Genomic DNA, 23,362 nt, shown 5'->3' with positions numbered 1-23,362 from the left:
GGCTGTGGACGCCAACCTGCACCACGCGCACGTGCGCGACCTGGACCCGGTGACCCTCTACCGACTGCTCCGCCTGCGGGTGGACGTCTTCGTGGTGGAGCAGGAGTGCGCCTATCCCGAGCTGGACGGCTGGGACCTGGACCACTCCTGCGTGCAGCACTGGGCCGAGGTCGACGGGCTGCCGGTGGGCACCCTGCGCACCTACGTCCAGGACGGCGAGCACCACCTCGGTCGGGTCGCCGTGCGCCCCGACCACCGGGGCAAGGGGTATGCGGCAGCTCTGGTCACCGAGGCGCTGTCCCGGTTGGAGGGGCCGGTGGAGATCGGGGCGCAGACCTACCTGGAGGGGTGGTACGAGACGTTCGGCTTCCGCCGCAGCGGGCCCGACTACGTCGAGGACGGCATCCCGCACCTGCCGATGAGGAGGGACTGATGGCCCGGGTGGTGCTGACCAACCGGCTGCCGGACGAGGCGGTCGAGCTGCTCGTCGGGGCCGGGCACGAGGTCGACGGCTGGGAGGGTGCCGAGGCTCCCTCCCGGGAGGACGTGCTCGCGCGGGTGGCCGGTGCCGACGCGGTGGTCACGATGGTCACCGACAAGGTCGACGACTCCTTCCTCGACGCGGCGGGGGAGCAGCTGCGCGTGGTGGCCAACGTCGCGGTGGGCTACGACAACATCGACGTGGCGGCCTGCCGGGAGCGCGGCGTCGTCGCGACCAACACCCCCGGCGTGCTCGTGGACGCGACCGCCGACACCGCCTTCGCTCTGGTGCTCATGGCGACCCGGCGCCTCGGGGAGGGCGAGCGGCTGATCCGCTCCGGGCAGCCGTGGAAGTGGGGCATGGACTTCCTGCTCGGGATGGGCTTGCAGGGCAAGGTCTTCGGGCTCGTGGGGCCGGGGGCGATCGGTATCGCGACGGCGCGGCGGGCCAAGGCCTTCGGGATGGAGATCGTCTACCAGGGCCGCTCGCCGATGAAGCCCGGCGCCGAGGCCGAGCTGGGGGCGCGCCGGGTTGACCTGCCCGAGCTGCTCGCGACCGCCGACGTGGTCTCGCTGCACTGCCCGCTGATCCCGCAGGGCCAGCCGGACTCGACCTACCACCTCATCGACGCCGACGCGCTCGCCACGATGAGGGGCAGCGCCTACCTGGTCAACAGCGCCCGCGGCCCGATCGTGGACGAGGCCGCCCTGGTCGAGGCGCTGCGCGACGGCGTGATCGCCGGCGCGGGTCTGGACGTCTTCGAGGATGAGCCGCGCGTGCACCCCGGCCTGCTGGAGCTGGAGAACGTCGTGCTGCTCCCGCACCTGGGCTCGGCGACCGTGGAGACGCGCACGGCCATGGCCACGCTGGCGGTGCGCAACGTGCTGGGCGTACTGGGCGGCGACGGGCCGCTCAACCCCCTGGGAGGCTGAGGTTCAGTCGCGCGGAGGCGTCCGCAGCGAGGTCCGCAGGAAGTCCTCGCCGAGATACTCCAGCGCCAGCCTGGCCAGCACCTGCTGCTCGGTGACGGTCCGCTCGGAGCGGCCCCGCCCGAAGAAGCTGACCGCCCAGTGCATCAGGGTCTGCACCTGCGACTTGAAGCCGATGATGTAGAAGAGGTGGACCGCCAGCCAGGCTGCCCATGCCGGATAGCCCGTCAACTCGAGGTTGCCGCGCTTCATCACCGCCCGGAAGCGGGAGATGGTGGCCATCGAGCCCTTGTCGACGTAGCGGAAGACCTGCCCGGTCTCCTCCCCGCGCACCCGACGCAGGATCTGCCCGGCGGCGTGTCGGCCAGACTGGATCGCGCCCTGGGCCACCCCGGGCACCTCACCCATCCAGGCCATGTCGCCCACCGCGTAGACCTCCGGGTGGCCCGGCAGCGTCATGTCGGGGTTGACCTTGATCCGGCCCGCCCGGTCCAGCTCGGCGCCGGACTGCTCGGCCAGGGTCCTGGTCAGCGGGTTGGCCTGCACGCCCGCGGCCCACACCTTGGTGCTGGAGGCGATGCGCTCCTGGGTGCCGTCCCTGTCCTCGACGACCAGCCCCTCGGCGTCGACGTCGACGACCTTGGCCCCGAGCCGGACCTCGATGCCCAGCTTCGTCAGGTCGCGCACGGTGCGCTCGGACAGGTCCGGGCCGAAGCTGCCCAGCACCGCGTCGGCCGCGTCGAGCAGGATGATGCGGGCCGAGCCCGGGTCGATGTGGCGGAACTCCTTGGCCAGGGTGCGCCTGGACAGCTCGGCCAGCTGGCCGGCCATCTCCACCCCGGTCGGGCCGGCGCCGACGACGACGAAGGTGAGCAGCTGCTCGACCACCCCGGTGCGTCCCGCGGCGGCGGCGACCTCGGCCATCTCGAACGCGCCGTAGATGCGTCCGCGCAGCTCCAGGGCGTCGTCGATCGTCTTCATGCCGGGGGCGAACTCGGCGAAGTGGTCGTTGCCGAACCACGACTGGTCGGCCCCGGCGGCCACGATCAGGCTGTCGTAGGGATAGACGGTCTCCTGCCCCACGCTCGTCGCGGTCACGGTCCGCGCGGCCAGGTCGATGGCCTGCACGTCGCCGAGCAGCACGGTGGCGTTCTTCTGCCCGGCCAGGACGTCGCGGGTGGTCGGGGCGATGACGCCCTCGGACAGGATGCCGGTGGCGACCTGGTAGAGCAGCGGCTGGAAGAGGTGGTGGCTGGTGCGCGCCAGCATCGTCACGCCGACCTCGGGCGCGTCCAGCGCCTTGGTGGCGAACAGGCCGCCGAACCCGGACCCGATCACCACCACTCGGTGGGTGGAGGGGGTGGGAACGGTCGAGGATTCCATGTATGGGGAACGGTCCCGCGGGTGCGCATGCTTCCTCTACGCAGAGAGACGTGGGTTACATGCGTGGGCGCGTCACCGCATACTGGACCGGTGAGCGACCTGGAGCAGAACCCGACCGAGCGCGAGTGCGGGGACGACCCGGCGCGCGCCGCGACCACGCTCATCCCGCCCCGGGAGGTGCCGCTGGGCGGCCCGCGGGCGATGACCGTGCGCCGCACGCTGCCGGCCCGCGGGCGGACGATGATCGGTGCGTGGTGCTTCCTGGACCACTACGGGCCCGACGAGATCGCCGAGACCGGGGGCATGGTCGTGCCGCCGCACCCCCACACCTCGCTGCAGACGGTGTCGTGGCTCTTCAGCGGCCTGATCGAGCACCGCGACTCGACCGGCGTGAAGGCGCTGGTGCGTCCGGGTGAGCTCAACCTGATGACCGCGGGACACGGGGTCTGCCACTCCGAGGTGTCGGTGCGCGAGGAGGGGGCGCCGGCGGTGCTGCACGGCGTCCAGCTGTGGACCTGTCTGCCGCTGGAGCACGCGGACACCGCCGCCCGCTTCGACCACTTCGCGCCGGAGCCGGTCGAGGTGGACGGGGCACGCGTCAGCGTCTTCCTCGGCGACCTCGGCCTGCCGGACGGGTCCCGTCCCGCCTCGCCGGTGGAGACCTTCAGCCCGCTGCTGGGGGCCGAGATCGTGCTGGCGGCCGGCGCCCGGCTGTCCCTCGAGGTCGACCCGACCCACGAGCACGGGGTCCTGCTCGACGACGGCGCGGTGGCCGTGGACGGCGAGGCCGTCGAGCGCGGCCACCTGCTGCACGTGCCGCCGGGCCGGGAGGGGCTCACCCTGGAGGCCGGGCAGGACGGGGCCCGCCTGATGCTGATCGGCGGCCCGCCCTTCGGGGAGCAGATCGTCATGTGGTGGAACTTCATCGGCCGCAGCCACGACGACATCGTCCGGGCGCGCGAGCAGTGGCAGGCCGAGCTCGGGCACGACGCCGACGGGCGCTTCGGGGCCTTCGACTATCCCGGTGGGGAGTCGCTGCCGGCGCCCGCCCTGCCCCACGTGACCCTGCGCCCGCGCGGCTAGGGCGACCGCGCACGGATGGCTCCTCGCGTCCTGCTGATCGACAACGTCGACAGCTTCACCTACAACGTCGCCGACCTGCTGCACCGGGTCCTGGGCTGCGCGCCGGTCGTGTGGCACCACGCGCACCCGGCGGACGAGGACGACCTGCGGGCCTTCGACGCGATCGTCGTCGGCCCCGGCCCCGGTCGCCCGCAGGTGGCCGCGGACATGCTGCTGTCGGACGTCGCGCTCCGGCTGGACGACGTGCCCGTCCTGGGGGTCTGCCTCGGTCACCAGGGGATGGCCCACCTGGCCGGGGACGCGGTCGTGGAGATGGACGTCCCCCGCCACGGGATCATCAGCCCGGTCGAGCACGACGGCACCGGCATCTTCGAGGGCGTGCCCAGCCCGTTCGAGGTCGTCCGTTATCACTCCCTGGAGGTCCGGCAGCCGCTGACGTCCTCGCTGCGGGTGACCGCCCGGGCCAGCGACGACGGCTCGGTGATGGGGCTGGCGGACCCGCAGAGACGGCGCTGGGGGGTGCAGTTCCATCCCGAGTCGGTGCTGTCGGAGCACGGCGAGAGGATCGTGGCCAACTTCCTGCGTCTCGCCGGCGTCGAGGTGGCGCCGACGCCGGAGGAGGACTGCGGCACGGTCGCCGTCGGGGACGCGCTCGCGGCCCACCCCGCCCCGTCGCCCGGGCGCACGGCCCGGGAGGTCTCGGTGCAGGTATGCCGTCTCCCCGGTCCCGTGGACGACTGGACCCTGCGGGAGCTCCTCGTGGGCGACTCGGAGTCGTCGGTCTGGCTCGACGCCTCGGACGGCTCCGGCTGGTCGGTGGTCGTCAACGGGTCCGGTCCGCTGGCCCACGAGCTGGTCCACCGGGTCGGCGGGAAGCACCTGTTGGACCGCCTCGACGAGGAGCTGGGGCGGTGGACCCTGGTGGGAGAGATGCCCGAGCTGCCCTTCACGTGGCGGCCGGGCTATGTCGGGTGGTTCGGCTACGAGCTCAAGGCCGAGACCGGCGGCACGGCGGCCCACCGCTCGCCGTGGCCTGACGCCTGGCTGCTCTTCGCCGACCGAGGCGTGGTGATCGACCACGCCTCCGGCGACGTCTGGGCCGTCTGGCTCGAGGACCCGTCGGTGGCCGAGCAGCAGCGCACCTGGGCCGAGCAGGTCCGCTCCGCCGTGGACTCCTCCACATCCACCCCCTCCACACCCACCCCCTCCACACCCACCCCCTCCACACCCAGCCCCTCTTCCCGACCGGCGACACACTCTGCCCCCCACCGGCGACACGATCTGCCGGCCGTGCACCCGGCGGAGCCGACCCCCAGAGCGGGAGAGGCCGCATACCTGGAGCTTGTCCGTGCCGCGCAGGAGCAGATCCGACGGGGCGAGACCTATGAGGTCTGCCTGACGACGACCTGGTCGGCGCCGGGGACGGGCCTGGGCGAGGCCGAGCTCTACCGGGCGATGCGGGAGGTGAGCCCGGTGCCGCACGGGTGCTGGATCCGCACCCCCGAGGTCAGCGTGCTCGGCTGCTCGCCGGAGCGCTTCGTCTCCGTCGACGGGCACGGGCTGGTCGAGGCCCGCCCGATCAAGGGGACGCGGCCGCGGGGCACCACCCCGGAGGAGGACGCGGCGCTGGCCGACGACCTGGCGGGCGCCGTGAAGGACCGTGCCGAGAACCTGATGATCGTCGACCTGCTGCGCAACGACCTGCACCGCGTCTGCCGGGCGGGTAGCGTGCACGTGCCGGAGATCTTCGCGGTGGAGACCTATGCCACCGTGCACCAGCTGGTCTCGACCGTGCGCGGGCGGCTGGCCGAGGGGATGGGGCCGACCGACGTGCTGCGCGCGTGCTTCCCCGGTGGCTCGATGACCGGCGCGCCCAAGGTGCGGACGATGGAGATCCTGGACGGGCTCGAGGGCGCGGCGCGGGGGGTCTACTCGGGCGCGATCGGCTGGATCGGGCTGGACGGCTCGATGGACACCTCCATCGTCATCCGCACGCTGACCTGGGCCGACGGGGACGTGAGCTTCGGCGTCGGCGGGGCCGTCACCGCGCTGTCCGACCCCGCCGAGGAGCACGCCGAGACGGTCACCAAGGCGCAGTCGGTGCTCCGCGCGATGGGCCTCGCCGCGACGCCCGCCACGGGAGGGACGCCCGATCACGCCTCCAGGGGCTCCAGATCCGGGGCGACACCCCTCAGGCCCCTTGACGGCAACGTCAACCAGCCAGATCCCGGCCCGACCGGCCAGTTATAACCGGCCGGTCGGGCCGGGATCTGGCCGGTTGACGCGAGCGTCACCCAGGACTCCCCGTCCGGGGGGCTCGCGGGCGGCGCTCAGCTCCCCTGGGACGCCCCGGCGTCGTCGCGCTCCCTCAGCTCGCGCTTGAGGATCTTGCCGGTCGCGCCCTTGGGCAGCTCGGGGATGACGGTGACGGTGCGGGGATACTTGTAGGGGGCGACGATGCCCTTGACGTGCGCGATGAGGCCGTCGGCGGTGGCCTCGGCGCCCGGCTTGAGCACGACATAGGCCCCGACCTCCTCGCCGAGCTCGGGGTGCGGGATCCCGATGACGGCGGCCTCGGCGACGGCGGGGTGCTCGTAGAGGACCTCCTCGATCTCCCGCGGATAGACGTTCATGCCGCCGCGGATGATCATGTCCTTGGCCCGGTCGACGATGAAGTAGAAGCCGTCCTCGTCCCGCCGCGCCAGGTCGCCGGAGCGGAACCAGCCGTCGCCGTCGATCGCCTCGGCGGTCGCGTCGGGACGGTCCCAGTAGCCCTTCATGATGTTCTCGCCCCGGATGCAGATCTCGCCCACGGCGTCGTGGTCCTCGGCAGGCACGTCGGCGCCGTCGACGCCCACGAGCTTCATCTCCACCCCCCGCACCGGCGTCCCGATCGAGCCCGGCTTGCGGCCCGCGTCCTTGCGGTTGAAGGACGCGACGGGGCTGGTCTCGGACAGCCCGTAGCCCTCGAGGATCTCGCAGCCGAAGGTCGCCTCGAACTGCCGCATGAGCTCCACCGGCAGGCTCGCCCCGCCGGACACGCACGTGCGCAGGCGCGGCAGGTCGACGCTGCCCCCGGCGGCGTTCGCGGCGGCGAGGAGAGCCCCATACATCGTGGGGACGCCCGCGAAGACCGTGACGCCGTCGCGCCCCAGGATCTCCAGGGCCTTGACCGGCTCGAAGCGCGGGATCATCGTCAGCGCCGCACCGACGGCCACCGCGGTGTTCATCGCGCAGGTCATCCCGAAGACGTGGAAGAGCGGCAGGCAGCCCATGATCACGTCCTGCTCGTCGATGTGGATGAGCGTCTCGGCGGTGGTGGCCAGGTTGCTCTGCAGGTTGTCGAAGGTCAGCTCCGCGCCCTTGGGCCGGCCGGTCGTGCCCGAGGTGTAGAGGATGACGGCGGTGTCGTCGCCGGCCCGCTCGACGATCTCCTCGACCGGCGCGGTGGCACCGTCGCCGTGGACGTAGGAGGAGAGCCCCTCCGGCCCGATCGCCATGAGCTGGACGCCCTTGGCCTCGGCCGAGACCTGGGCCTCCTCGCCGGGCATGGCGACGAGCAGCCGGGCGCCGGAGTCCTCGAGGTAGAACTCGATCTCGCGGCGGCGAAAGAGGGGGTTCATGGGGACGACGATCGCGCCGAGGCGCAGGGTCGCGTAGTAGATCACCGGGAAGCTCGGCACGTTGGGCAGCATCAGCGCCACCCGGTCGCCCTCCCCGACGCCCTGCCCGCGCAGCCACCCGGCGAGCTGGCGCACCGAGTGCTCGAGCTCGCCGTAGGTCAGCACGAAGTCGTCGAGGATGACCGCGGGCCGGTCGGGGTGCCGCTCGGCGGTGCGGGCGAGGTTGTGCGCGAGGTTGGTCATCGTCGACTCCTGGCAGGGGGCTGGGACGGACTGGGGGTATGTGGTGCTGCAGGTAGATCGTGCCTCTCACCGGGGTGCTCCACAAGGGGAATCAGTCAGGTTGGTCGGGGCCCAGGAGCCAGAGCTGGGCCGGGCGCCGTCCGGGCACGCCCTCGAGGGTCAGGAGCGTGCCCTCCGGGCTCTCCTCCACGTCGGAGAGGGTGACGGGGTGCTGCTGGTAGAGGGCCCGCACGACCCTGGCGACCTGGGGCCCCATGGCGCTGACCACCAGCAGCGTCGTGCCGTCGCCGAACCGCAGCCGGGCCACGCCGGTGACCGGCCCCGGGGCGATCCCGCGCACCGGGACCGCGCGCCGGACCAGGCCGTCGAGGGTCGCGCGCAGCTCCCGCATGCCGCCAGTGTGACGGCACGAGGCCCCCGCCGCAGTGCGACGGGGGCCTCGACGGCAGCCCAGGGGGACGCTGCCGGCACGGGACGGGATCAGGCGTTCTTGATCGCCGAGACCTCGAACTCCAGGGTGACCTTCTCGGAGACGAGCACGCCACCGGTCTCCAGGGCGGCGTTCCAGGTCAGGCCGAAGTCCTTGCGGTTGACGACGACGGAGCCCTCGAAGCCGATGCGCTCGTTGCCGAAGGGGTCCTTGGCGGCGCCGGCGTAGTCGAAGTCGATGGTGACCGGGCGGGTGACGTCCTTGATGGTCAGGTCGCCGGTGACGCGCAGGGTGTCGGCGTCGGCGGCCACGACCTCGGTGGAGCGGAAGGTGATGCTCGGGTAGGTCTCGACGTCGAAGAAGTCGGCGGACTTCAGGTGACCGTCACGGTCGCCGCTGCGGGTGTCGATGCTGGCGGCCTTGATGTCGACGACGATCGAGGCGCCCTCGAGGTTCGGGCCGGTGGTGGCCTGGCCCTCGACCTCGTTGAAGGTGCCACGGACCTTGGTGACCATCGCGTGGCGGGTGGTGAAGCCGACCGAGGTGTGGCTCGGGTCGAGGGTGTAGGTGCCGTTCAGCTCGTTCAGGGTGCTCATGAGGTGTCCTCTCGTGGAGTGTGGTCCCGGACGGCGAGGCGTTCCCCACCGATTGGGTGATGTGTCACCTACTCTAGACAGAACTTCGGTGACATGTCAAGCAAGTGGTAGTCTAGGGGTATGGCACAGGAAGCGGTGGAGTGGTTGAACGAGGAGCAGATGCGGGTCTGGCGGCTGTGGCTGCGGACCCAGACCGAGCTGCCCGCCGCGCTCGCCCGCGCGATGAGCCAGGATAGTGAGCTGTCGATGCAGGACTACGAGACGCTCGTGCGCCTCTCCGAGGCGGAGGGTCAGCGCCTGCGGATCTCCGTGCTCGCCGACCAGATGCACTGGGAGCGCAGCCGGCTCTCCCACCACCTGCGCCGGATGGTCTCCCGCGGTCTGATCGTCAAGGAGGACTGCGCCGACGACGGCCGCGGGTCCTTCGTGCGGCTCGCCGAGGCCGGCCGCCAGGCCCAGGTCGAGGCGGCGCCCGGCCACGTCCGGGCGGTGCGTGAGTTCTTCCTCGCCGGGATGTCGGCCGAGGACATGGCGGTGCTGGAGCGCGTCCTGACCCGCTTCTTGGCCAATGTCGACGCCCGGGAGTCCTCGGACTGACCTGCGCTGCGACACCTAACCTACGGTCGCGTAGGTTAGGCCCGTGACAGCTTCCGTCGACGCCCCCCGTGACCCGGGTCGGGGCGCACCCCTGACCGTGACCGTCCCGCCGACCCTGTCGACGCTCCTGCGCGAGGCGGTGCGGGCCTGGCCCGAGCGGGTCGCCCTCGACTTCCTGGGCGCACAGACCACGTATGCCGAGTTGGGCCGCCAGGTCGAGCTCGCGGCCGGGGTGCTGCACCGGCTGGGCGTCCGCGCCGGCGACCGGGTGGCGCTCGTGCTGCCCAACTGCCCTCAGCACGTCGTCGCCTTCTACGCCGTGGCGAGCCTGGGTGCCACCGTCGCCGAGCACAACCCGGTGGCTGCCCCCGAGGAGGTCCGCGCCCAGCTGGCCAAGCACGGTGCCCGCGTGGTGATCGCTTGGGAGAAGGCCCTGGACACCGTCGCTCCCGGGGGCGACACGCAGGGGCGCACCGTGCTCGCGGTCGACCTCAGTGCCGCCCTGCCCCGCAGGTCCCGCCTGCTGCTGAAGCTCCCCGTCAAGGCCGCCCGCACGCAGCGGGCGGCCCTGCGCGGACCCGTGCCCTCCACCGTCGGCTCCTGGGAGGCCGAGCTGCGCGCGCAGGCCGAGGCCGGGGGCCAGGCGCCCCTGGTGGACGTCGACCCCGAGAGCCTGGCGGTGCTCCTCCCCACCGGAGGCACGACAGGCACGCCCAAGCTGGTCATGCTGACCCACGCCAACCTGATGTCCAACGTCGCGATGGGCCGCCAGTGGCTGCCCGGGATGAAGGCCGGCGAGGAGGTCTTCTCCGCGGTGCTGCCCTTCTTCCACGCCTTCGGGCTGACCCTGGCGCTGACCTTCGGCGTCCAGATGGGCGCCACCCAGGTGGTCCTGCCCCGCTTCGACGCCGCGATGATGCTGGCCGCCCAGAAGCGCCGCCCGATGACCTTCATCGCCGGGGTCCCGCCGATCTTCGACCGGCTCGAGGCGGAGGCCCGCAAGGCAGGCGTGAGCCTCACCTCGATCGGGTTCGCGATCTCCGGCGCGATGGCCCTGGACGGCGAGATCGCCCGTCGGTGGGAGGAGACCACCCGTGGGTTGATCATCGAGGGCTACGGCATGACTGAGTCCTCGCCGGTCGCGGTCGGCAACCCCTTCGGGCCAGACCGTCGCCCGGGCACGCTCGGCATCCCCTTCCCCGGCACCTCGGTGCGGATCGCCGACCCCGACCTGCTGGACGAGGGGCAGCACGACGCCCCGGACGTGCCCGACGGGGAGGTCGGTGAGCTGCTCATCCACGGCCCGCAGGTCTTCGCCGGCTATCTCGACGACCCCGAGGAGACCGCCCAGGTCCTCCTGCCGGGCCGGTGGCTGCGCACCGGCGACCTGGTCCGACGTGAGCCCGACGGCTTCATCGTGCTGGCCGACCGCCGCAAGGAGCTCATCATCAGCGGCGGCTTCAACGTCTACCCCTCCCAGGTCGAGGAGGCCGTGCGGGTGATGCCCGGCGTCATCGACGTCGCCGTCGTCGGGATGCCCGACGCCTCGCTCGGCGAGCAGGTCGTCGCGGCGCTCGTCACCGAACCGGGCGTCCACGTCGAGCTGGACGCGGTCCGGGAGTGGCTCAAGGACAAGGTGAGCCGCTACGCCATACCTCGCTCGATCCATGCGCTCGAGGAGCTGCCGCGCAGCCAGCTCGGCAAGGTGCTGCGCCGGCAGGTCAGGGAGCACCTGCTGCGGGACCGGTGAGCGGATCATGAGCCTGGCCGACGCCGTCCTGCCGCTGATCCGCACCCGCGCCGACCTGCACCGGTGGAGCACGGCCAACGCGCACGGGGCCCAGATGAACCACGCCGTGGACCTGCTCGATGAGGCCCGGGCGACCAGTGACCCGGCGGAGGTGTATGACGTGACGCACCGCGCCCTCGCCAGCGCAGTGACGGTCATCGCGAGGGCGGACGACTCCAGCGGCATCATCGGTGATGCCTGCCGGCGTCTCCTGACGCTCCATTCGGTCGCTGCCGCGGGCGCCGAAGTCCCGGTCCGCCGGCTCGTCGACTGGATGATGGACTTCCAGTTCCGTGGGGTCGTCGACTACTTCGAGATCGACCCCGTCGCCTATGCACCGGCCCTCGGGGAGGCAGGGCTGGCGGACTACCGGTCGCGTCTGCGGGCGGTCGAGGACGGGCTGGGCGAGAAGCCGGGGTGGGGCGAGCGGTGGTCCAGCTCTCACTCCCACGAGTGGTTCGTCCTGCTCTGGAACGAGCAGCGGCTCGCGGTGCTGGACCGCGATGTCGAGGCGATCATCCGCACCCATGCCGGCGACCAGAACAGGGCCGCCTTCATCGAGGATGCCGCGTTGGCGCTGGAGGAGATCGGTGAGATCGACCTCGCGATCAGCTGGGCGCGCCGGGCGACCGAGCACGGCCGGGGTCATCAGTCCCAGAAGGCGGCCGCCTCCTGGCTCCGCCTGCTCGCCGAGCACCGTCCGCACGAGCTGCTGGACGCCCAGCGTCAGGTCTTCGACACGTGGCCGTCCGCCTCGACGGCTGGTGAGCTTCACCGCGCGGCGCGGGAGCGGTGGCCCGAGCTGGAGGACGAGGTCATGGCCCGGCTCGCGCCACGCCCGGACCAGGCCGTGAGCTTCGCCCTGCACACGCTCAAGGATCCGCAGCGCGCGTGGCAGCTGGCGCACTCCCTGGGGCTGGACAGTGACGAGACGTGGAGTGTCGTGGTCAAGGCCTACGAGAAGATCGACCCGGCCGGAGTGCTCCCCGTGCACCGGAGGCTGGTGGAGAGCCAGCTCGTCGACGCGTCGGCGCAGAACTATCGTCGGGCGGCCAAGCGGCTGGTCACGATGCGCAGTCTGGCGCGGAAGGTCGGGCAGCTGGAGGAGGTCGACGCCTTCATCGCCGACCTCCGGGAGCTCCACCGCCGACGGCCTCGACTGCAGCAGGAGTTCGACCGGGCCCGGCTGCCCTGAGCGGAGCCGGGCTGGCTGCCCCCGTTTGCCGACTGGAGGGTGGTACCTGCGGGCCTGCACAACGAGGCCCTACGTGGGCCTGGGGCGCCTCACCGGGCCGATGTGCCGGTCCGCAGGTACGCGACAGCGCCCCGCTGCCGGTGGCAGCGGGGCGCTTCGTCGAACGGGTCAGAGGGTCTGGCCGTCCATGAGCCGACGGGCCTCGGCGGCGAGCTCGCTCCGGATGGTGTGGCTCGGCTCGTCGACGTTGCCCGGCACCTGCATCGCGAACCACCCACCCTCGGCGACCCGGTCGACCAGGGCCGGCAACAGGTCGAGGTGGCCCGGCACCCACTGCAGCGCAGCGTTGGTGACCAGGACGTCGACGGGCTCAGACGGCTCGCCTCCGCTGCCGGCCCAGTCCCGGATGTCGCGCAGCTCGGGCGCAAGCCCTTCGACCCGGGAGACCCGGTCAACCATCTCGGGGCTAAAGTCGACACCGGTCACCCGGGCCTCGGGCCAGCGGTCGACGAGGAGCCGCGTGAGGTTGCCTGCCCCGCACCCCAGGTCCACGACGGTGCGGGGCCGCGTCGCGCCGATCCGCCCGACCAGTTCCACGAACGGTCGGCCTCGCTCGTCGGCGAAGGTCAGATACCGGTCAGGGTCCCAGGTGTGCACATCGCCTCCTCCCGGGGACCCTATCCAGTCCCATGACCCGAGGACGTGGGCGGATCCGCGGTGCTCACCCTACGGTCGGATCAGACGTCAGCCCTGCGTCGGGCCACCGTTGGTGGTGGATGTCAACGAGGGCGGCTGCCTGCTCAGGCTGCCGAGGACCACGAAGACTCGTCCGCCGGGGATCGGGACGTATCGGCTCAGCCAGGCCGCGGCCGTGAGGATCACGAACCCGGAGATCAGCTTGTCCGCCACGGACATCATCAGGTTGGCGTGGAGGACCGCCAGGCCGAAAGGCTCACCGAGGTCGATCAACCCCTCGACGAGCGAGGCCGAGTGCCCGGTGCCGCCGCCGAAGAGGAGCAGCAGGATGGGTGTGGCCACGGCGCTGGAGGCGGCTGCCACAAGAAGGGTCAGGCCGAAGAACCGGGGCAGCGAGCGGCCCTGGCGGAAGCGTCGGACCCCGTATCCCCAGATCAGCGCTCCCGCGATGTTGACCAGCACGAAAGGCACGGACATCACGCCGTGGACGCTCATCCCCACGAGGTGGGTGAGGACGGCCACGAGCACCCCGTGCCACGGTCCGAGCCCGATGGCGGCGATGCCCGTGCCGGTCATGTCCAGGTAGATCGCCAGGTCGAAGGCGTCGACGGCGACATACCCGAGGAGGTTGAAGGCCAGACAGCTCAGGACGATCACGACCCGGTATGCCGTCCCTTGCTGAGTGGGACGCGGCTCCGGGCCGGGGGCCCGGACGGGGTCAGGATCCCCCGCACCGGAGGGGGGCTCGTCCGTGGCAGGCCCTGCGGGACCCTCCAGGGTGACCGTCGTGACCTCGGACGCGAGCCGGACCCGCAAGCTCCGCCGGCGGAAGCCCTGACGGTCCCCACCGAGCGCCTGGGCGATGTCACCGACCAGGTCGGGGTCCAGTCGGGAACGGCCCTGGCGGAAGGCGTCGTAAACCGTGGTGCGGGCGGGACGGGCCAGGAGGTCCGGCACGCCCTCCGCCTGCCGTGTCGCGGCGATGCGGCGGACGATCTCGGCGTAGGAAGGGGCTCCGGCGTCGGCGCGTAGCCGTTGCAGATCTTGAACGATACGGTCGACCGAGTCACCCGTCGCGTCGTTGGTCACGGACCCACCCCTTGCTGCTGCGTCACGGTTGCCTGACCGAACCCACGGGAGCCACGTCGCGCGAGACGGTGTCCGACGACTGTAGGCCCATCTCCGGACATCCGTGGTCGTCCGAGGGCGTTCGGGGTCGTTCGGGCTTCGCCGAAGACCTCTGCCCAGCCGCGATGCCGTTCCTACCGTGGCTACTGACCACGACCCTGGACCCACGCGAGGACCCCCTATGACACCGCCTGCACTCTTCCGCCGCACCCTCGCCACCGCCGGTGCGGCAGCCCTGCTCCTGACCGGCTGCGGGGCCGAGGACCCAGCAGACGACAGTGCCGACGCGCCCCAGGTGACGACGGGGCCGGCCCCGACGGCGGAGGAGGCCGCTCCGGCGCCCGCCGACGCGTCCGCCGAGACGGGGGACATGGCGGTCGCCACGACCGAGGCGCCGCCCCCGCCACCGCCCGAGGCCCAGTCGGGGCTGCTCCTCACACCGCTGCGCGAGGACATCCCGCGCCAGGACGTGACCCAGCCGGACGGGGGAGTCTTCGGCACCCCGGACGGCACGGTGGAGATCGTGTCGGTCGGCCGGGCGGAGACGGTGCCGGGCCACGTGATGGGAGGGGCGGAGTCGGCCTACGTCCCGGCGTCCGGCGAGGAGTTCTACGTCGTCGACGTGACCTTCGTGCCGGGGGAGGACGACCAGACACCTCCCACCGAGCTGTACCTGGAGTCCCAGGGCACCCGGCAGCTGGTCGGCGAGCTCGCCGCCGGAGACACCTCCTTCCTGGCGAGCCTTCCCAGCGGCGCGGAGGGCGCCGGCCTCGTCGTGGCGGCCGACGGTCACGAGCAGGTCTTCGACCTTCCCTCGGGAGCCCGGGTGCCCGACCCGGTCACCGACACCTACCTGCGTCGGGTCCTGCAGCAGGACCTGACCGACGTCCTCGACTACGGTCCGGTGCCTGGCCAGGAGGGTAGGCAGTTCACCTCCAGCGTGCGCATGCGCTCGGCGCGCATCACCCCCTACGTGCCGCCGCGGGTCGGCTCCGAGCGGTGGGCGGATCCCGGCACCATGTGGCTCGTCCTGGAGTACCGGCTCGAGTACGACGCCACGGAGAGTGGCTGGTCCGACCGCAACGCAACACTGACCTGGACGGTGGAGGGCGTGGACCCCGTCGTCCAGGAGGGGCGGCTCTGGGGGAGGGACGGCACCGTCGTCGTCAACGTCCCCTCCGACCTCGAGTCGTTCACGGTGGACGTCGCCAACCAGGCTGAGATGCGCGAGCTCGGTGCGGGAGAGACGGTCAAGGACTTCGGCACCCAGTCGCTCACGCTGGACTTCCCCAGCGAATGACGTAGGTGGATGGCGGGCCCGTGCGGCACGATATGAGGCACTGGTCCGAGAGGGGATGGGATGGACAGCTGGATGTGGGTCGTGATGGTCGTCCTGGGGCTGGCGCTCCTCGTCGGGATAGGCATCCTGGTCAGACGCGCGCGGCAGCGGCACCAGACCCGGATAGAGACCGACCCGGCCTACCGCTACGAGGTGGAGCGCAAGACCCTCCGGAGGGGCCTGGAGAAGGCGCAGCGTCAGCACAGGAACGCGGTGGCGAAGGCGGAGCGGGCCCTCAAGGAGGCGCACAAGGACGCGCCGCAGGCCTCCATCTCGACGGTGAAGCTGACCCCGCTGACCGTCAAGATCGGCCCCAACAGCTTCCCCCTGAGCCAGACCACCGTCTTCCAGCTGGACGTGGAGGTCAGGTCCAGGCCGTCGGAGGGCACCGCCTGGGTGGGAAGCGGATCGTGGCTGGCGCGCTGCTGGGCGGTGGGGCCGGTATGGCGGTCGGTGCCCTGGCCCAGAAGTCCACGGTCCGGCGCGAGGACACCCGGGAGGTCTACCTCACCGTCCGGGACCAGACCTGGGGCGACATCGTCAAGCTCCAGCCGACCGACATCGAGAAGGCCAAGAAGTTCGTGCTCGCCGGGGAGATCGCCGTCAACCGGCTCCCTGCATCCGCAGAGGAGAAGCAGCGTCGGATCTCCGACGCGGAGAAGGCACTCACGGAGGCCAGGGCTGACACAGCCGCGATCGAGGAGGCGGAGGCGCATCTGGCGCAGCACGAGGAGCGGGCACCGAGGGACGGGCTGGCGGGCTGACGGTCCTCGCCGACGTGAGTGACCACCACGTCCTCATCGTGGCTCTCTGACCATGGTCACCAGAGTCGTGCGCCGCAGCGGAGGCACCCACCCCACGGTGGTGCCCGTGACCGACAGACCCCAACGCTGGTACATCTTCACCAACTGCTCGTTGCAGGTGCACCCCAACGTGAAGCCGTGCCTGTCCGCCCACGACGTGACCGCCGTTCCGAGCCTCCCGGCCGCCTGGTGGTTCTCGGGCCAGGCCTGGAGGTTCAGCGCATGGAAGCTCTGGTCGCCGTCGGGCCGCAGCGTCAACTGAGCGGCAGCTCGGACGCCAAGGCGACAACAAAGGTGTGGGTCGGGGCAGCGAGGGCGGATCGCCACCCACAGGTGCCCCCGCCTGCGGGTGCGCAAGGCGGAGGCCATACCGGCGAGCACCACAGCGAGCAGGACGACCGCCGGTAGAAGACAGGAAGGAGGAGGGTATGCGGTTGGCGCGCCGGGTGGAGCGGCTCGAGCACCACGAGGGGACGGGCCACGTCGGGGTGTTCACCGACGCCGTCGAGATCCGCCTGATGTTCGTCACGGCCGACGTCCTGCGCATCCGTGCTGGTTTCGACGGCGGTTTTGCCGAGGAGTCCTACAGCCTGGTCACCACCGCGTGGCAGGACCGCCTGGACCACGTGCTCGGCGCGGAGCGCACACGCGTCGCGCCCGGCCGGATCGACGTCGAGGAGTCGCCCACCGGCTGGGTCGTTGTCGGTGAGCGGCTCCGGGTGGACGTCGACCGGGAGCCGTTCCGGCTCGTGGTGCGCGACGTCGACGGCAGCGTGCTGCACGCCGACGTGCCCGAGCTGGGCTACCGCGAGGACACCAACGGCCGGCGCATCCACACCACCCTGATCGCGCCCGACGACTGCTTCTACGGCTTCGGGGAGACCACCGGGCCGCTCAACAAGGCCGGGCGGAGGATCACCCTGGACCCCCGCGACGCCATGGGCTACGACCCGCAGCACACGGACCCGCTGTACAAGCACATCCCCTTCTTCGTCCGGCTGGGACGGGGCACCCGCGTCGCGGTCGGGTACTTCTACCACAACACGTATCCGTGCGAGTTCGACCTGGGGTGCTCGCGGAGCAACTACTGGCCGCCGCACGCGACCTACCGCACCGACGGCGGGGACGTCGACCTCTTCCTGGTCGCCGGGCCTACGATCCGTGAGGTCGTCAGCCGCTACACCGGGCTGACCGGCCGGCCCACGATGCTGCCCGCCGCTGCGTTCGGGTACCTCGGCAGCTCCATGTACTACTCCGAACTGGAGCGGCACTGCGACGAGGCGATCATCGGCTTCGTGGACACGGCCCGGCGTCACGGCATACCCCTCGACGGGTTCCAGCTGTCCTCCGGCTACACGCAGCAGGAGACGGCCGACGGGTTGCGGCGGTGCGTGCTGACCTGGAACGAGGACCGCTTCCCCGACCCCGCCGCGTTCTTCGAGCAGATGGCCGAGCGCGGGGTGACGGTCTCGCCGAACGTCAAGCCCGGGGGTGCTCCTGACGCACCCGGACGCGGCCGAGATGGCGGAGGAAGGCTTGTTCGTGCGCGACAGCGCCGACGACGCGCCTGCCACGGGAAGGTGGTGGGGCGGGCCGGGGCACCTGGTGGACTTCACCAGCGCGCGCGCACGTGAGGTCTGGCGTCGCCGGCTCAGCGAGAGCGTCCTCGCCCACGGCACGACGTCGGTCTGGAACGACAACTGCGAGTACGACAGCCTCGTCGACCTCGATGCCCGCTGCGACTTCGATGGGGCCGGGGGGACCGTCGGGCGGTTGAAGTCGGTGATGGCGAACCTCATGTGTCAGGTGACGCGGCAGGTGGTCGAGGACTGGGACGCGGACGCCCGCCCGTTCGTCGTGTGCCGCTCTGGTCACGCCGGCATCCAGCGTTACGCCCAGACCTGGTCGGGTGACAACTCCACCTCGTGGGAGTCGCTCGAGCACAACGTCGCCACGATGCTGGGCATGAGCCTGTCGGGGGTCGCCCACCAGGGCACCGACATCGGTGGCTTCCACGGGCCGGCGCCCACAGCCGAGCTGTTCGTCCGATGGGTCCAGCACGGCGTCTTCCAGCCGCGCTTCTCGATCCACTCGGCCAACACGGACAACACCGTGACCGAGCCCTGGATGTACTCCGGCCGTACCGACCTGGTGCGGCAGTCCGTACAGCTGCGCTACCGCCTCTTCCCCTACCTCTACTCGCTGGCCGCCCGAGCCCACCGCACCGGTCTGCCGCTCGTGGAGCCGATGTGCAGCGTCTTCCAGCACGACCCGGCGACCTACGACGAGTCGGTCGACATGATGCTGGGCGACGCGCTGCTCGTCGCCAGCGTGGTTCGGCCGGGGACGACCCGTCGGCGGGTCTACCTGCCGGAGGGCGAGCAGTTCTTCGACCTGGGCACACGAAGGGGGTACGACGGCGGTAAGACCGTGGAGATCGATGTCGACCAGACCAGCATCCCGGTGCTGCTGCGGGCCGGTGGCATCGTGCCGATGGCGGGTCAGCAGATCGGCAACCTGAGCACGGAGCCGGTCACCGCCCTCCGGATCGTCTGTGCGCCGCAGCGTGACGGGGAGTTCGTGCTCTACGAGGACGACGGGCACAGCCGCGCCTTCGAGCGGGGTGAGTGGCTGCAGACCCGGATCACGATGCGAGCGGGCCGCCGGGTCGAGATCGGGTTCACCCGAACGGGGTCGTACACGAGCAGCGTGGAACACCTGACCTTGGACCTCGTGTGCCCAGAGGGTGCCGCATCCTGGGTCACTGTCGAGGGCGAGACCATTCCACGGATGCTCGACCGGGAGGTGTTCGACCGAGCTGACCTTGGGTGGTACTACTCCGCGACGCTACGGTCCCTGTTGCTATCCTACCCAAATCCGCACCGCGACCACTTGGTCACGGTGTCGTTCGAGGCTCTGGACCTCATCGGGATGTGACCGGCGAAGGTGTCCCTGCCCGTCAGTAGAAGGTTCTTCTCAGTAGGACTTCGGCAGGCCCAGCACCTTGGTCGCGACGAACGACCGGATCATGTTGCTGCTGACCGGAGCGACGCCATACACGCGGGTCTCCCGGAACTTGCGCTCGACGTCATACGTGTCGACGAAGCCGAAGCCCCCGTGGGTGTCCAGGCACATGTTCGCGGCTTCCCAGCTCGCCTCGGCGGCCAGCCACTTGGCCATGTTCGCCTCCGCGCCGCACGGCTCGTCGGCGTCGAACTTCGCGCAGGCTTCCCACCGGATCGCGTCCGCGGCGCGCATCCGCATGTAGGCGTCGGCGATGGGGAACTGGATGCCCTGGTTGACCGCGATCGGTTGGCCGAAGACCTCCCGCTCGGTGGCGTAGCTGGAGGCGCGCTCGACGAACCAGCGGGCGTCACCGATCGCCTCGGCGGCCAGCAGGATGCGTTCGGGGTTCCATCCGTCGATGACGTGGCGGAAGCCCTGACCCACCGTCCCCAGGGCGGCCGATGCAGGAACGCGCAGTCCGTGGTATTTCACCTGGTTGGTCGCGTAGTTGAACATTGTCCGGACCGGGATGACCTCCACCTGGTCCGGGCGGTGCTCACGGACCTCGCGCAGGTCGACCAGGAACAGTGTCATGCCATCGGTGGGGCGCTCGCCCCGGGGCGAGTTCCGGGCCAGCACGATGACGAGGTCGGATTCGGAGATGCGGCTGGTCCACGTCTTGTGGCCGGTGATGACGTAGTCGTCCCCGTCGCGCTCGGCGACGGTCTCGATCCGCGAGGTGTCGGACCCGGAGGTTTCGGTGATCGAGAACGCCTGCAGCCGCAGCGCGCCGGAAGCGATGGCCGGCAGGTACTGGTCCTTCTGCTCGGGTGACCCGTGACGCAGTAGTGCCCCCATGGTGTACATCTGCGCGTGGCACGCCGCGCTGTGGCCCCCGCTGGCGTTGATCTCCTCCATCACGGCCGAGGCGGCGGCGATATCCCAACCCAGCCCCCCGTACTCCGTCGGGATCATCGCCCCGAGCAGCCCGGAGGCCCCCATGGCATCGACGAACTCCTGGGGGTAGGCACGTTCGAGGTCGGCCTGCCTCCAGTAGTCGTCCCCGAACCGATCGGTGACCTCTCGGGTACGGGACCGGGCGAGATCGACAGCAGGTCCTTGAGTCACGAAATCTCCTGCGGTGGGTATGGAGCGTGCACGTTCAGGAGGGTCGGGGCGTCTCGGCCGTTCCGCCCAGGGTGCTCACGGCGCAGATCGCGCCGGCTGCCGAGCGGGACTCTGCACCGTGCTCGAGCCCGTCCGGACCGGGCACTACGGTGAAGGTCTGGGGGCCGACCATGGGGGAGACGAGGCGGTAGCCGAACGTGCGTCCGAGCAGGCTGATGTCCTGGCGCCGCATGTGGTCTCCCATCATGAGTGCCTGCAGCGGGCCGTGGATGACGAGCCCGTCGTATCCTTCGGTGGGTACGTAGCCTAGGTCGTAGTGGATCCGATGGGTGTTGTAGGTCAGGGCAGAGAAGCGGAAGAGCAACCGCTCGTCGACGTCCAGGCTCAGCGTCGGCCCCGCCGGCGGCGCGGGGGGCTCTGGTGCCGGGGGCAGCGCCCCGGTGCCGGGCACCCGGTAGACGATGTCCTGCTCCTCCCGGATCGCCAGGTCGCCACCCTGGGTGATCTCCTGGAGCACCGTGACGAAGGTCAGGGGGCCGGTCCGGCCCTCCTTCTCGACCGTCCTGGCAATCGAGGTCACTTTGACGGCGGACTCCCCGATGACCAGGGGTCGGTATGTCGTCACCCGCCCACCGGCGAACATGCGTCGACGGCCCGGGCCGGGTGGGGCGGGGATGCCGCTGGTGGGGTGGCCGTCCGGACCCAGTTCGCTCTGACGACGACGGTCCAGCAGGTACATCCAGTGCCACAGCGGCGGCACGGGGTCGTCGGTCCCGAAGGGCACGTCGACCTCGAGCACGGCTGCGAGGGACTCCACGGGCTCGGCGGCGATGACCTCGGTGCGGGTGGCCGTGGTCGGGTTGTCGGTCATGGTCAGCGGTCCTTCCGTCGGAGGATGTCCTGGGCCCTGGCGATGACCGGGGCGTCCACCATGTCGCCGTCCACACGGACGGCTCCACCCGGGCCGCCATCGACGGCGGCGAGCACCTTCTGCGCCCACACCACCTCCTCCTCCGAGGGACGGTAGGAGGCATGGGTGGCGTCCACCTGACGCGGATGGATGATGAGCTTGCCGGTCATGCCCAGATCGCGGGCGTGGGCGAGGTCGTCGTCCAGTACCGCTGGGTCGTCGAGCGCCACGGTGACCCCGTCGACCGGACCTGGTATCCCGGCGGCCCTGGAGGCCAGCACGAGGGTGGAGCGGCCGTGGAGCATGGCGGTGCGTCCGTTGTCGCTGCCGAGGTCGACCGCGTAGTCCAGGTGGCCGAAAGCCAGCCTGACGACACCGTCGGCCGCGGCGATCTCCGCGGCTCGCAGCATGCCAGCGGCCGACTCCACAAGGGCCAAGACCGGTGCCCCGGTGCGCTGGGCCACGGCGGAGGCGACGGCGGGGCCGGACGCCTTAGGCAGGACGACGGCGACCAGGCTGGTGAGGCCACCGAGCGCGGCGACGTCTGCGTCGTGCTCGGTGCTGTCCGCGGCGTTGATCCGGACGCAGGCCGATCCGCCGTCCTGGAGCCAGGTGGCGGCCGCCTCGCGAGCAGAGGACTTGTGCTCGGAGCCGACGGCGTCCTCCAGGTCGATAATCACGGCGTCGGCTCCCGCTGCGGCAGCCTTGTCGAAGCGCTCGGGTCGGTCGCCCGGCACGAAGAGGAAGGATCTCGCGGCCCGCACCTGCTCGGCCCGAGGGTCCCGAAAAGGGCCTGACCCGCCTGTGCCGTTGGGCGTCATACCGGGTCCACGTTCCCGCGCTTGACCAGTTGGCGCGCGATGACGTTCTTCTGGATCTCGTTGGTCCCTTCGCCGACGATCATCAGCGGGGCGTCGCGGAAGTAGCGCTCGACGTCGAACTCGGTGGAGTATCCGTAGCCGCCGTGGACGCGGATCGCGTCCAGGGCGATCTGCATGCCCACCTCGGAGGCGAACAGCTTGGCCATCCCGGCCTCCATGTCGGCCCGCTGGCCGGCGTCGAAGGCGCGCGCCGCGTGGAGGGTGAGCTGGCGGGCGGCGACGAGCTTGGTCGCCATCTCGGCAAGGTAGTTGCCGATCGACTGATGCTTCCAGATCGGGACGCCGAACGCCTCGCGCTCCTGGGAGTAGCGCAGCGAGTCCTCCAGGGCGGCCCGGCCGACGCCGAGGGCGCGGGAGGCGACCTGGAGCCGGCCGACCTCCAGGCCCTTCATCATCTGGGCGAAGCCCGCACCCTCTGTGTCCCCCAGCAGGTTGGCCGTGGGCACTCGCATGCCGTCGAAAGCGATCTCGCAGGACTCGACGCCCTTGTACCCGAGCTTGGGCAGGTCGCGGGACAGGTGGAACCCGCCGAGACCGTCCTCGCCCTCCTTCTCCACCAGCAGGATCGAGACGCCCTTGTGGCGCGGCTGGGCCTCGGGGTCGGTCTTGACCATGAGCGCGATCAGCTCGGCCTTGCGGGCGTTGGTGATCCACGTCTTGGACCCGTTGACGACGTAGTCGTCCCCGTCCCGGCGGGCGGTGGTGCGCATCGCCTGCAGGTCCGAGCCGCCACCGGGCTCGGTGAGGGCCATCGTGGCGCGCAGCTCACCGGTTGCCATGCGGGGCAGGTACTTGTCCTTCTGCTCCTGGGTCCCGTAGGACAGGATCAGCTTCGCCACGACCGTGTGACCGCCCATGGCGCCCGCCAGGCTCATCCACCCTCTGGACAGCTCTTCTGTGACCAGGCAGTAGGCGGGCAGCGAGACGGCGGCCTCGCCCCACGGCTCGGGAATCGCCAGCCCGAAGATCCCCATCTGCTTCATCGCTTCGATGAGGTCCTCGGGGTAGGTGTTGGCGTGCTCGAGCTCGTTGACGACCGGCTTGACCTGCTCGTCGACGAATTCGCGCACGAGCCGGACGATCTCGATCTCGTCCTCGGACAGCAGCTCGGTGGTCATGGGG

The 23,362-nt window shown here is 71.1% G+C and carries 23 protein-coding genes; 12 read left to right on the top strand and 11 right to left on the bottom strand.

Translation table 11 applies throughout. The features are described 5' to 3' along the window. Positions 1-4 precede the first annotated feature (4 nt). Both ACTMMA_RS03755 and ACTMMA_RS03750 read left to right on the top strand, forming a co-directional pair. The gene (locus tag ACTMMA_RS03755; RefSeq protein ID WP_441188754.1) at positions 5-433 is read left to right on the top strand and encodes a GNAT family N-acetyltransferase; all 429 of its coding nucleotides are present in this window, start codon (positions 5-7) and stop codon (positions 431-433) included. Continuing rightward, on the top strand, positions 433-1,413 hold the full coding sequence (locus tag ACTMMA_RS03750) for a 2-hydroxyacid dehydrogenase (protein ID WP_441188753.1): 981 nt from the start codon (positions 433-435) through the stop codon (positions 1,411-1,413). The genes ACTMMA_RS03755 and ACTMMA_RS03750 overlap by 1 nt, the downstream gene beginning before the upstream one ends. Before the next feature lie 3 nt (positions 1,414-1,416). On the opposite strand, the gene ACTMMA_RS03745 is transcribed toward ACTMMA_RS03750, so the two are convergent. Next, positions 1,417-2,793, bottom strand: coding sequence for an NAD(P)/FAD-dependent oxidoreductase (locus ACTMMA_RS03745; RefSeq protein ID WP_441188752.1), 1,377 nt, complete (start codon positions 2,791-2,793; stop codon positions 1,417-1,419). Between the two features lie 90 nt (positions 2,794-2,883). On the opposite strand from ACTMMA_RS03745, the gene ACTMMA_RS03740 reads away from it, so the two are divergent. Further along, on the top strand, positions 2,884-3,876 hold the full coding sequence (locus tag ACTMMA_RS03740; protein WP_441188751.1) for a pirin family protein: 993 nt from the start codon (positions 2,884-2,886) through the stop codon (positions 3,874-3,876). A gap of 15 nt (positions 3,877-3,891) precedes the next feature. Further along, on the top strand, positions 3,892-6,126 hold the full coding sequence (gene pabB / locus ACTMMA_RS03735; RefSeq protein WP_441188750.1) for an aminodeoxychorismate synthase component I: 2,235 nt from the start codon (positions 3,892-3,894) through the stop codon (positions 6,124-6,126). A gap of 80 nt (positions 6,127-6,206) precedes the next feature. Here the strand turns inward: pabB and ACTMMA_RS03730 are convergent, their stop codons facing one another. From ACTMMA_RS03730 to ACTMMA_RS03720, 3 genes are all read right to left on the bottom strand, one after another. Beyond that, a complete protein-coding gene (locus ACTMMA_RS03730) occupies positions 6,207-7,742 on the bottom strand; it encodes a long-chain-fatty-acid--CoA ligase (RefSeq protein WP_441188749.1) in 1,536 nt (511 codons plus the stop codon). 91 nt (positions 7,743-7,833) lie between these two features. Continuing rightward, the gene (locus ACTMMA_RS03725) at positions 7,834-8,133 is read right to left on the bottom strand and encodes a hypothetical protein (RefSeq protein WP_441188748.1); all 300 of its coding nucleotides are present in this window, start codon (positions 8,131-8,133) and stop codon (positions 7,834-7,836) included. Positions 8,134-8,222: 89 nt separating this feature from the next. Then, entirely contained in the window at positions 8,223-8,768 is a 546-nt protein-coding gene (locus tag ACTMMA_RS03720; RefSeq protein ID WP_441188747.1) for a YceI family protein, read from the bottom strand. Between the two features lie 120 nt (positions 8,769-8,888). Here ACTMMA_RS03720 and ACTMMA_RS03715 point away from each other — a divergent pair, with 120 nt between their 5' ends. Genes ACTMMA_RS03715 through ACTMMA_RS03705 form a run of 3 tightly spaced genes read left to right on the top strand, consistent with a single transcriptional unit; the run spans position 8,889 to position 12,349 of the window. Continuing rightward, positions 8,889-9,365 (top strand): MarR family winged helix-turn-helix transcriptional regulator, encoded by a 477-nt coding sequence (locus ACTMMA_RS03715; protein ID WP_441188746.1) that lies wholly within the window; start codon positions 8,889-8,891, stop codon positions 9,363-9,365. 43 nt (positions 9,366-9,408) lie between these two features. Continuing rightward, entirely contained in the window at positions 9,409-11,115 is a 1,707-nt protein-coding gene (locus tag ACTMMA_RS03710) for an AMP-binding protein (RefSeq protein WP_441188745.1), read from the top strand. A gap of 7 nt (positions 11,116-11,122) precedes the next feature. Continuing rightward, positions 11,123-12,349, top strand: coding sequence for a DUF6880 family protein (locus ACTMMA_RS03705; RefSeq protein WP_441188744.1), 1,227 nt, complete (start codon positions 11,123-11,125; stop codon positions 12,347-12,349). 168 nt (positions 12,350-12,517) lie between these two features. On the opposite strand, the gene ACTMMA_RS03700 is transcribed toward ACTMMA_RS03705, so the two are convergent. Continuing rightward, the gene (locus ACTMMA_RS03700; RefSeq protein ID WP_441188743.1) at positions 12,518-13,006 is read right to left on the bottom strand and encodes a methyltransferase domain-containing protein; all 489 of its coding nucleotides are present in this window, start codon (positions 13,004-13,006) and stop codon (positions 12,518-12,520) included. Between the two features lie 87 nt (positions 13,007-13,093). Continuing rightward, positions 13,094-14,134, bottom strand: coding sequence for a hypothetical protein (locus ACTMMA_RS03695; RefSeq protein ID WP_441188742.1), 1,041 nt, complete (start codon positions 14,132-14,134; stop codon positions 13,094-13,096). A gap of 220 nt (positions 14,135-14,354) precedes the next feature. Here ACTMMA_RS03695 and ACTMMA_RS03690 point away from each other — a divergent pair, with 220 nt between their 5' ends. Then, entirely contained in the window at positions 14,355-15,473 is a 1,119-nt protein-coding gene (locus ACTMMA_RS03690; RefSeq protein ID WP_441188741.1) for a hypothetical protein, read from the top strand. Positions 15,474-15,709: 236 nt separating this feature from the next. Here ACTMMA_RS03690 and ACTMMA_RS03685 read toward each other — a convergent pair whose 3' ends face one another. After that, positions 15,710-15,901, bottom strand: a complete 192-nt coding sequence (locus tag ACTMMA_RS03685) for a hypothetical protein (RefSeq protein ID WP_441188740.1) — start codon at positions 15,899-15,901, stop codon at positions 15,710-15,712. Positions 15,902-15,922: 21 nt separating this feature from the next. Here ACTMMA_RS03685 and ACTMMA_RS03680 point away from each other — a divergent pair, with 21 nt between their 5' ends. The 4 genes from ACTMMA_RS03680 (at position 15,923) to ACTMMA_RS03665 (ending at position 19,252) form a co-directional block, all read left to right on the top strand. Next, positions 15,923-16,276, top strand: a complete 354-nt coding sequence (locus ACTMMA_RS03680; protein WP_441188739.1) for a hypothetical protein — start codon at positions 15,923-15,925, stop codon at positions 16,274-16,276. Between the two features lie 106 nt (positions 16,277-16,382). Then, a complete protein-coding gene (locus ACTMMA_RS03675; RefSeq protein WP_441188738.1) occupies positions 16,383-16,577 on the top strand; it encodes a hypothetical protein in 195 nt (64 codons plus the stop codon). Positions 16,578-16,743: 166 nt separating this feature from the next. Beyond that, the gene (locus tag ACTMMA_RS03670; protein WP_441188737.1) at positions 16,744-17,949 is read left to right on the top strand and encodes a TIM-barrel domain-containing protein; all 1,206 of its coding nucleotides are present in this window, start codon (positions 16,744-16,746) and stop codon (positions 17,947-17,949) included. Beyond that, positions 17,858-19,252, top strand: a complete 1,395-nt coding sequence (locus ACTMMA_RS03665; protein WP_441188736.1) for a glycoside hydrolase family 31 protein — start codon at positions 17,858-17,860, stop codon at positions 19,250-19,252. The genes ACTMMA_RS03670 and ACTMMA_RS03665 overlap by 92 nt, the downstream gene beginning before the upstream one ends. Before the next feature lie 39 nt (positions 19,253-19,291). Here the strand turns inward: ACTMMA_RS03665 and ACTMMA_RS03660 are convergent, their stop codons facing one another. The 4 genes from ACTMMA_RS03660 to ACTMMA_RS03645 are packed head-to-tail and all read right to left on the bottom strand — an operon-like array spanning position 19,292 to position 23,358. Then, the gene (locus ACTMMA_RS03660) at positions 19,292-20,449 is read right to left on the bottom strand and encodes an acyl-CoA dehydrogenase family protein (RefSeq protein ID WP_441188735.1); all 1,158 of its coding nucleotides are present in this window, start codon (positions 20,447-20,449) and stop codon (positions 19,292-19,294) included. A 34-nt stretch (positions 20,450-20,483) separates the two neighbouring features. After that, complete coding sequence (locus ACTMMA_RS03655) at positions 20,484-21,320, bottom strand: HTD2 family dehydratase (RefSeq protein ID WP_441188734.1); 837 nt, start codon at positions 21,318-21,320, stop codon at positions 20,484-20,486. A 2-nt stretch (positions 21,321-21,322) separates the two neighbouring features. After that, a complete protein-coding gene (locus tag ACTMMA_RS03650; protein ID WP_441188733.1) occupies positions 21,323-22,123 on the bottom strand; it encodes an HpcH/HpaI aldolase/citrate lyase family protein in 801 nt (266 codons plus the stop codon). 53 nt (positions 22,124-22,176) lie between these two features. Next, entirely contained in the window at positions 22,177-23,358 is a 1,182-nt protein-coding gene (locus tag ACTMMA_RS03645; RefSeq protein WP_441188732.1) for an acyl-CoA dehydrogenase family protein, read from the bottom strand. Positions 23,359-23,362: the final 4 nt, after the last annotated feature.

Origin of the sequence: Ornithinimicrobium panacihumi, assembly GCF_052073805.1 — a bacterium.
GTDB classification, from domain to species: Bacteria; Actinomycetota; Actinomycetes; order Actinomycetales; family Dermatophilaceae; genus Ornithinicoccus; species Ornithinicoccus panacihumi.
Note: the sequence above shows the minus strand (reverse complement) of the source record. Positions and strands in the feature narration are given on the sequence as shown.

Excerpts from the sequence above, each read along its gene's own strand:
- ACTMMA_RS03730 (WP_441188749.1), bottom strand. The coding sequence starts at position 7,742 with ATGACCAACCTCGCGCACAACCTCGCCCGCACCGCCGAGCGGCACCCC.
- ACTMMA_RS03705 (WP_441188744.1), top strand. The coding sequence starts at position 11,123 with ATGAGCCTGGCCGACGCCGTCCTGCCGCTGATCCGCACCCGCGCCGAC.
- ACTMMA_RS03715 (WP_441188746.1), top strand. The coding sequence starts at position 8,889 with ATGGCACAGGAAGCGGTGGAGTGGTTGAACGAGGAGCAGATGCGGGTC.
- ACTMMA_RS03655 (WP_441188734.1), bottom strand. The coding sequence starts at position 21,320 with ATGACCGACAACCCGACCACGGCCACCCGCACCGAGGTCATCGCCGCC.
- ACTMMA_RS03725 (WP_441188748.1), bottom strand. The coding sequence starts at position 8,133 with ATGCGGGAGCTGCGCGCGACCCTCGACGGCCTGGTCCGGCGCGCGGTC.
- ACTMMA_RS03690 (WP_441188741.1), top strand. The coding sequence starts at position 14,355 with ATGACACCGCCTGCACTCTTCCGCCGCACCCTCGCCACCGCCGGTGCG.
- ACTMMA_RS03745 (WP_441188752.1), bottom strand. The coding sequence starts at position 2,793 with ATGGAATCCTCGACCGTTCCCACCCCCTCCACCCACCGAGTGGTGGTG.
- ACTMMA_RS03645 (WP_441188732.1), bottom strand. The coding sequence starts at position 23,358 with ATGACCACCGAGCTGCTGTCCGAGGACGAGATCGAGATCGTCCGGCTC.
- ACTMMA_RS03720 (WP_441188747.1), bottom strand. The coding sequence starts at position 8,768 with ATGAGCACCCTGAACGAGCTGAACGGCACCTACACCCTCGACCCGAGC.
- ACTMMA_RS03750 (WP_441188753.1), top strand. The coding sequence starts at position 433 with ATGGCCCGGGTGGTGCTGACCAACCGGCTGCCGGACGAGGCGGTCGAG.
- pabB (WP_441188750.1), top strand. The coding sequence starts at position 3,892 with ATGGCTCCTCGCGTCCTGCTGATCGACAACGTCGACAGCTTCACCTAC.
- ACTMMA_RS03670 (WP_441188737.1), top strand. The coding sequence starts at position 16,744 with ATGCGGTTGGCGCGCCGGGTGGAGCGGCTCGAGCACCACGAGGGGACG.